At 70.9% G+C, this 8,915-nt stretch carries 2 protein-coding genes and 1 pseudogene; all 3 read right to left on the reverse strand.

Annotated elements, in window-relative coordinates; translation table 11 throughout:
• Nucleotides 1–343: pseudogene (locus ACFWZ5_RS42700) on the reverse strand (hypothetical protein); the annotation flags it as partial.
• Nucleotides 340–7,695: an SDR family NAD(P)-dependent oxidoreductase gene (locus ACFWZ5_RS42705; RefSeq protein WP_384892494.1), complete on the reverse strand. Its 7,356-nt coding sequence runs from the start codon at nucleotides 7,693–7,695 to the stop codon at nucleotides 340–342. The gene ACFWZ5_RS42705 and the pseudogene ACFWZ5_RS42700, both read right to left, overlap by 4 nt.
• A 167-nt stretch (nucleotides 7,696–7,862) precedes the next feature.
• A partial coding sequence (locus ACFWZ5_RS42710) for an MMPL family transporter (protein ID WP_384892497.1) occupies nucleotides 7,863–8,915 on the reverse strand: 1,053 nt, incomplete at its 5' end.

The following is an 8,915-nucleotide window of genomic DNA, read 5'->3' on the forward strand; positions in this document are numbered from 1 at the left end:
CCTCCGGCACTTCGGCGAGGACGACCGTCTGGCGCGTGCCGACCCGCAGTCCGAGCTCACCGCAGATCCGGGCGCTCAGCGGCGGACTCTCCTCCGGGATCCGCTGCACCAGGGGCTGTGTGCCGTCCGGGATGTGCGTGCTGATCAGCAGCAGGTCGACGTCACCGTGGGAGGAGTCGACGACGGTGTGACCCTGCTCCTCGAAGGCCGCGGTCAACTGCCGGACGAACATGCCCAGCGTGGTGTTCTCGGGGTGTACGTGACCGGCGAGCTGCACGACCAGGGGCCGCCACCACGGCAGTCGGTCCAGTTGCACGGCCGGGCGGGCGACGAGGTCGGTCATCGGGCATCTCCGGCGGCCAGCGGGCGGATACGTCCGGCCAGGTCGTCGAGGCAGGAAGCGGCGATCAGTTCCAGTGCGGGGATCTCGCATCCGAGGAGCCGGTTGACCTTGACGGCGAGCTCGACCACCATCAGCGAGTCCAGTCCCAGCCCGTCGAGTTTGCAGGTTCGGTCGATCCGCTCGGGGGCCGTCTGCAGCACCTCGGCCACGAGCTTGATCAGCTCGTCCGCGATGACGGCCGCCGCTTCGTCGTCGTGCAGGGTCGACAGCCGTGAGCGCAGCTCCTCGGCGTGGCTGACACTGGTCTGTCCGGCGAGCTGCCGGCAGGCCGCGAAGGCCGGCTGGTTCATCCCGGCGAGCATCTTCCCGGCGCGTTCCCAGTTCATCCGGCCGAAGGTAACGACATCCGGCCCGCCCGCACGGATGGTCTCGAAGGCCCGCCAGATCTCCGCTGGCGACACCGAGCCGAGGCCCATGCGCTGCAGGGTATCTTCCAGTCCGGTGCGTACGACGAAACCTGTCTCGCCGACCCTGCCCAGGGCCAGCGCGGTGCCCGGCAGACCGCTAGCTCGGCGTCGGCGGACCAGTGCTTCCAGATAGCCGTTGGCTGCAACATAGCCACTCTGCTGCAGATTGCCGACGAGGCTCGTCACCGAGGAACAGACCAGGAAGAAGTCCAGTTTCCGGCCCTCTGTGAGCTCGGACAGCACCACGGCACCGCGCACCTTCGGGTGCAGGACGGCATCGATGCGCTCAGCGGTCAGCTCCGCGAGGGGTGCGTCGTCCAGCACCATCGCGGCGTGCAGGACGCCGCGCACTGGGTGACCGGCGGCGTCTGCCTCGGCGATCAGAGCGTGCATGGCGTCGCGGTCACCAGCGTCGGCGGCGATCGCCTGCGCCTGGACCCCGGCTGCCACGAGCCGCTCAAGCAGTGCGGGCGCCTCGGGCGAGTCCGCGCCCCGGCGGCCGACCAGCAGCAGATGCCGGGCGCCGTGCCGGGCGAGCAGTTCGGCCTGAGCGGCTCCCAGTCCGCTCAGCCCTCCCGTGACCAGGTAGCTTGCGGTGCCGTCGAGCACGGCGGGGAGGACGGGCTGTTCCACCGCCACCGGATCCCCGAAGTCGATGACGACCTTGCCCAGGTGCTTGGAGTGGCGCAGTGACCTGAACGCCTCGGTCACCCGGTGTGCCGGGTAGACCTGGTGCACCAGCGGCTGGTACCGGCCGTCGGTGACGCGGCGGCACACTTCGGCGAATTCCTCGGCGGCCACCTCGGGCATCTGCTCCGGCAGGGTCGCCATGTCGACGCCGAAGTAGGCGATGTTCCGCCGGAACGCTCCCAGCAGGACGGGGGTATTGGCGTACAGGTCCCGCTTGCCCAGCTCGACGAACCGGCCGCCCGGGCGCAGGCATTCCAGTCCGCGGGCGATCGCCTCACCGCTGAGGGAGTTCAGCACGACGTCGACACCTTGGCCACCGGTGAGCGTGTGGACATCCTCGGCGAAGTGCAGGTCCCGGGAGTTCAGGACGTGCTCCACCCCGAGCGTCCGCAGCAGGTCGCGCTTGGCTGGAGTGCCGGCGGTGGCGATCACCTCGGCTCCGATGGACCGCGCGTACTGCAGGGCCGCCAGGCCGACACCGCCGGCCGCCCCGTGGACGAGGACTCGTTCGCCCGCAGTGAGCCGGGCCTGGCGTTCCAGGGCGTACTGGACGGTCATGAACACGGCGGGCAGAGTGGCCGCCTGCGTGTAGGTCATCTCCTGTGGGACCCGGCCCAGTTGCCCGGTCCCAGCCACGACCCGCGAGGCCAACCAGCCCACGCCGGACCCGAAGAGCCGGTCGCCCGGGGCGAACTCGGTGACGTCCGGTCCGACTGCGATCACCTCGCCCGCGCCTTCGAGACCTAGGGCCGGGCCGTCCAGGCCCGGCACCGGCTGGTCGTCCGGGATGAGTCCGGTGGCGAGCATGACGTCGCGGTAGTTGAGAGCGGCGGCACGGACGGCCACCAGTACCTCGCCCGCGGCCGGAGCTGCGGCTTCCTGGGGTTCCCAGACCAACTGGTGTGCCATGCCAGGGTCACGGAGGCTGAGCCGGTAGCCGTCGGCCTGCGGCTGGGCGGGTGGCGCAGCAGTGGTGAATCGTGGGACGAACCTGCCCGATTTCGTCAGTACGATCTCACGCTCTTCGCCCGGTTCCAGCAGTTCGTCGATCAGCCGCCCGACGTCCCGGCCGGTGTCCTCGGTGCGTTCCAGGGAGATCATCCGGACCTCGATGCCGGGATTCTCGCTGGCGACGGTCCGACTGACTGCCCACAGGGCCGCCGCCTCGGGCGTCTGTGGCCGCTCGGGCGCGGAGAAGATGCCAGTAGGCGGCGTGATCAGCCACAGGGCGGCATCGGGGCAGGTGCGCAAGCCGGTGAGCAGGTCCCGTAGGATCTCGGTGCCCCTCGTGATGAAGTCGGCCGGGTCCGTGGCGGGCGGTGGGGGGTCGAGCAGGACGGCCACGCGGGCCGAGGACTCGGTGTCGAGCTCTGTGCTCCAGTCCTGGCCGTCGAGCGGAAGGAGCCGCGCGCCGAGTCTGGCGGCAAGCTCCCGGGACCAAGTGTCTTCTGCGGCGGCCACCACCCCCCATGAGCCCGCCTGGACCAGCTGGGCAGCCGGTCCAGGGACCGATGATGACGGAGCGCGGCGGGCCAGCATGACGGAGTCGTACATGTACTCCGGGTCCGGCGCCTCACCGGTGCAGGTCACGGCGTCGAATCCGTGCCGCGTGAGAAGAGACTTCCACTGATCGCGCGTCATCAGGGGGGAATCCGGCCGCAGCTCGCGGTCGGTGTAGGCCCAGAAGTCGTCCAGTGCGCCGAAGGAGTACGCGACCCAGGCAGCGTCGTGGTTCTCCAGGGCGAGCATTATGCCGCCGTCGCCCAGCAGCCCGGCGAGCCGTTCCACCGCAAGCGTCACATCGCTCGCGGTGTGCAATGCGTTGGCGGCGACGACTAGGTCGTACGAGCCGGGTTCGTATCCCTGCTCGGCGGGGTCGATGTCCAGGTCCAGTGTGCCGTACTCGACGAAGTCGTAGGCGGAGAAGCGTGCCTTCGCGCCGGCCAGGAAGACCGCTGAGCGGTCGGTGAAGATGTAGCGGGTGCGTTCGGGCGGCAGGACGGGCAGCAGGGCCCCGGTCATGCCGCCGGTCCCGGCGCCCACCTCCAGGATGCGCAGCGGCCTGTCGGGAGCCCAGTGCCGCACCACCGCGCCGAGGAGTTCGGCGGCGAGGGCGTTGTGCAGCCGCAGATGCGGGGCGTTGCTGTAGAGCTGTGCGACCAGGTACTGGTCGGCTTCGCCGAAGAGGAGCTCGCGGGCATCTGTCTCGCCGCGCAGCAGTTCGGGGAACCGGAGCCCGCAGCGCAGGCCCGGGAGGGTGAGCGTGAGGGCCTCGGGGAGGTCGGCGACCATGGCCTGGATCCGACTCATGGGGTCCGGCGCGCCGGCCGTGTCCGTGAGCCGCCAGCAGTCTGTGCCGAGGACGGGCTCCGCGAGGCCGAAGGCGCACATGGTGACGACCAACTGACGGAGAAACAGCTCGAATTTGGGTAGTACGCCGACTGCGTACAGGTCCTGGAAGCCGAACTCGGTACGGTCCTGAAGCAGTGTGCCGAAGGCTTGCCGGGCGAAGCCGGCCGCGACCTCCAAACTCCGATCCCTGACTTCGCCGTAGCGATGGTCGCTTCGCTCCCGGAGTCGGCCCCGGGCGGCGGCGGTCTGTGCCATTAGCTCTGCCGGGGAGGGCAGATCGGCGGGTGCGGTGGCACCGCGGGGCGCAGCCCGAAGGGACAGTTCCTGGAGTACGGCGGGATCGGTCGTCCGCTGGTCGAAGCGGCGCAGCACACACCCCTCCAGCTCCATGCTGACCCGGCCGTCGAGGTCCGTGACGAGGACGTCCCAGATGGCCTCGCGGCTGTTCGCCCGGACGATACGGACATACAGGTGCCCCTCGGCGGCAGGAGTCCGCCACAGGCGTGCCGTGCCGATCTGGGCGGGCAGGAAGAGCGCGCCGTCGGCCACCCCCGCGAGCAGCGGGGCGCCCGCCTGCAGCGTGCCGTCGGTCAGTACGGGGTGGGCGAGGTAGCCGTCCATGGTCTGGTCGGTACGGTACGAGGCCAGGAGTTCGCCGTCGCCGAGACAGAAGTCGGTGAGCACCTGGAAGGCCGGGCCGTGGGTGATGCCGCTGTCGACCAGCCCTTGGTAGTGCGCGTCGGCGGGCAGCTCGGCGGAGCCGAGGCGGTCGCGCAGGGCACCGAGGTCCACGTCGTCCGGGACCTGGCGGAGCAGCCGGCGCACCCGGCCTCGGGCGTGCGGCTGCCAGGGCGCGTCGTCTGCCGAGCGGCTGGCGACGGTCACCGAGCCGGTCCGGGGTTCCACGCCGGTCTGCAGCAGGAGGTCATTCGTGCTGTCGTCGCCGGGCAGGACACAGGCGCTGGTGATGGTCAGCTCGGTCACTTCGAGGGCGGTCGTCTCCAGAAGCCGGTGACCGGCTGCGAACGCCGCCTCCAGGTATCCGGTCGCGGGCAGCACGGGGGTGCGCCCGACCCGGTGCTCCGACAGCCAAGGGGCGCGTACGGTGCTCAGCCGACCGTGCCAGGCGGGCTCGGCGGTCAGGGCCCGCTGGCCGAGGAGCGGATGGACGGTGACGCCATCGCTGCTGATTCCGGACCACCAGCCGGGCTCGGCATCCCAGTACCGTTCCCGCTGCCAGGGGTAGGCGGGTAGGTCCACTGGCGGGGTGGGGTGCGGGAAGTGCGCCCGGGTGTCGACATCGGCGCCGGAGGCCAGCAGGTGGGCGACCGCGCTTCTGAGGGCGGCGGGTCCGTCGGCGCGGCGGGATCCAGTCCGTACCACCTCTACCGGGGGCTCGGATCTCTGGGCGAGACGGCGCAGATAGGGGCCGAGGACGGCGTGCGGGCCGATTTCGACGAAGACGTCGAAGCCGTCGGCTGCCAGCGCCTCGACGGCCGACGCGAAGCGCACCGGCTCCCGTACGTTGCGCCACCAGTACTCGGCGTCCAGCCGCTCCTCATCCAGTACCCGGCCGGTCACGGTCGAGGCGAACGTCAGCTCAGGTGCGGAGCAGGGCAGATCGGCGAGGTCCGCGAGGAGCGGTTCCCTGATCGGGTCCATGGCGGCGCTGTGGAACGCGTAGTCGAGGTCCAGTTCCCGCGCGAACACTCCGCGGTCCTGCAGCCGTTCGGTGAGGGCGGCCACATCTTCGGCGTGGCCGGCCACGGTGGTGTCGGTCCGGCTGTTCACGCCGGCCAGCTCCAACTGGCCGCCGCAGGCGGCGATGTCGGCGGCCAGATCTTCCTCCGACAGCCCGACGGCCGCCATCCGTCCTGTGCCGGCGGTGGCCTGCTGGGCGCGGCTGCGGGCGACCACCACACGGGCGGCGGTGGTCAGATCAAGCGCCCCGGCGGTGTGGGCGGCGGCGATCTCTCCCACGCTGTGTCCGACCACCGCCTTCGGCCGCACGCCGTGGGCCCGGAGCAGCGCGACGACACCCAGCTGGTAGGCGAACAACAGCGGCTGTGCCACTTCCGTCGACCGCAGCTGTTCCGGAGTTCCGGCGGACATCTCTTCCACGACCGACCAGCCGAGCAGCGGATCGAGCTCCCGCGCGGCTTCCTCGACGGCCTCCCGGAAGACAGGTTCGATGCGCAGCAGTTCGGCGCCCATGCCCGGCCACTGCGACCCGTTGCCGGAGAAGGCGTACGCCACCCGGCCGGTGGTGACGGTCCGGGCGGTGGCCGAGCCCGGTGCCGGGCGCTCGCCGCGGGCCGCCCCCAGCAGGGCTGCCGCTGCTTCTTTGGCCGTGTCCGCAAGGACGACGGTGCGATGGTCGTGCCGGGCACGCCGACGCGTGGTGGTGTGCGCGATGTCGTAGAGCGTGTTCGCGTCGGCGTGCTCCAGCCGCTCGGCCAGCCGCTCGCAGGCTTCGGCGAGTGCGGCCGGGCCGCGGGCGGACACTGTGACGGGAACGGGCCCCGCAACGGGTTCCGGCGCGGAGGGCGACGGGGCCGGGCCGAGCAGGATGTGCGCGTTCGCGCCGCCGAATCCGAAGGAGTTCACTCCGACGACGGCGTCCGGGGCCACCTCAACGCGCTGGGCCTGGACAGCCGGGCTGAGATTGAACTCGTTGAAGTCGATGCGCGGGTTGAGCGGTCCGGCGTGCAGAGTGGGCGGTACCAGACCGTGCCGCATCACGAGGATGGCCTTCAGCAGGCCCGGTACGCCGGAGGCCGGTTCCAGGTGTCCGAGGTTGGTCTTCACCGAGCCGACGGGCAGTGGGCCGACCGTGCGCCGCGCGCCCAGCGCCCGACCGATGGCCTCACACTCGATCGGGTCGCCGATCGCCGTGCCCGTGCCGTGCGCCTCTAGGTACACCAGACGGTCCGGGTGCACCGACGCGGCGTCGTAGGTCTGCCGCAGCAGCGCCTCCTGGGCCCATGTGCTGGGCAGGGCAATGCCGGGCGTACGGCCGTCGTTGTTGGCTCCGCTGGCGAGGATGACCGCGTGCACCCGGTCGCTGTCCGCCAGCGCGTCGGCGAGGCGCTTGAGCAGCAGCAGGCCGCCGCCCTCGGCACGGACATAGCCGTCGGCGTGGGCGGAGAACGCCCGGCAGCGGCCGGTCGGCGAGAGCATGGAGGCGTTGGAGAATCCGGCGAAGACGCGGGGGTCGAGGAGGATGTTGACGCCGCCCGCGAGGGCGGTCGTGGCCCTGCCGCTGCACAGATGCTCGTAGGCGCGGTGCACCGCAGTCAGCGCGGAGGAGCAAGCGGTGTCGAGGGCGAAGCTCTCGCCGTGCCAGTCCAGCTGGTGGGAGATCCGGTTAGCAGTGTTGGCGATCGCGCTGCCGGACATGGAATAGACGTCGCCCATCGACGGCCTGGCCTGGCCCAGCCGTCCGAAGTCGTGGCCGGAGCATCCGATGAAGACGGCGGCGTCCGAGCCCGCGTAGGCCGCCGGGTCGACGCCCGCATCGTCCAGCGCCTCGACCGCCAACTCCAGCAGCAGGCGCTGTTGGGGGTCCATGTGGAGGACTTCCCGGGGTGAGATGCCGCGGAAGTACTCGCAGTCGAAGCCGTGAACGTCCGGGAGGAACCCGCCCGCGAACGTGTAGGTCCGGCCCGGCCGACGGCGACCGCCGTCCAGGAAGTCTGCCGTATAGAACCGCTCGGGTGGTGCCGCGCCGACCAGGTCCTCGCCCTTGACCAGGCTCGTCCACAAGGCGTCGAGGTCATTGATGCCACCGGGCAGGCGACAGGCGGTTCCGATGACGGCGACGGCTTGGGCCATTCCGGCCATGGCACTCTCCACGGGGACTCGGCGATGAACGTCCCGCAAGTTTCCGGTCGGCCGACAGCGCCTCCCGGCCCGCTTTCACTCGCTCGGCCGCCAGGGTCAGTCGTTCGTGTGACGGAGATCTGCCGGAACTCGGCTCACCCCTGACGGGCGCCTGCGCAGTGCGTCTCTCACAATGTGGTCGCGGTGGTGTCCCTTCCCTGAGTGGTGCGGCGCCTAGGCAGGGCGGGTGACCACCAGTTGGCGCGGCCGGCCAGCTGCATCACGGCGGGGACGAGGACGCCGCGCACGACGGTCGCGTCCAGCACGACGACCGCGGCCATCGTCGCGCCGAGCACCACCAGCAGGCCGACCTGGGCGAGCAGCAGCGCGCTCATGCTGATTGCGACCACCAGGGCGGCCGCAGTGAACAGCCGGCCCGTGCGCTCGATGCCGTACACGATCGCCGTGCGGTTGTCGCCGGTACGCTGCCACTCCTCCGACATCCGGGCGATCAGGAACACCTCGTAGTCCACGCAGAGCCCGAAGGCCAGCGTGGCGGCCAACAGCGGCATGGTGATCTCCAAGGCGCCGGGTCCACCGCCGTCCGGCCCGCCGAGCAGCTGAAGATCCTGGAACAGCAGCACCATCAGGCCGAGCGCCGCGGCGATACTCAGGCCGCCGAGGACCGCGGCCTTCACCGCCACCACCACGCTCCGCGTGAACACCAGCAGTCCGAGGAAGGTGCCGACGAGCATCAGTACCGCCCATCTGGTGAGTGCGGTCGCGATCGCCCCTCTGGTGTCAGCGAGCTGGACGGGGATTCCTGCGACTTCGGCGGGGCCAGGCGCGGGGGTATCACGTACGGCTGTGACCAGGTCGCTCGTCAGGTCCGACTGCGGCGCCTGGGAGGCGAACACCACCACGAGCGTGCCCGGCCTGGAGCCCCCCTCGATCCGCCGGGTTTCGACGAGGCGCCCAGCGGCGTAATCCCCTCCCTGCGTGCTGACCTGGTCGACTCCCGTAAGGCTGGCCAAGCGTCGCGCGTAGCCGTCCAGAGCCGCCGCGCGGGCCATGGGATCCGTGTCCGGCAGGACCACCGTGATCTGCCGCTCGGGAGGGTGAGGAAAATCCTCGCGAATGCTGTGCGCGAACGACCGCGCCTCGGCCCTGGTCGGCAGGATGTAGTCGTCGACGAGTTTGGGGTGCATCCCGGCTGCAGGCAGCGCCAGCTCCAGCAGCAG

The organism is Streptomyces sp. NPDC059003 (assembly GCF_042740445.1).
In the GTDB taxonomy this organism is placed as follows: Bacteria; Actinomycetota; Actinomycetes; order Streptomycetales; family Streptomycetaceae; genus Streptomyces.

Bases quoted from the DNA above. Each gene is read 5' to 3' on its own strand.
- ACFWZ5_RS42705 (WP_384892494.1), bottom strand. From the start codon at position 7,695: ATGGCCGGAATGGCCCAAGCCGTCGCCGTCATCGGAACCGCCTGTCGC.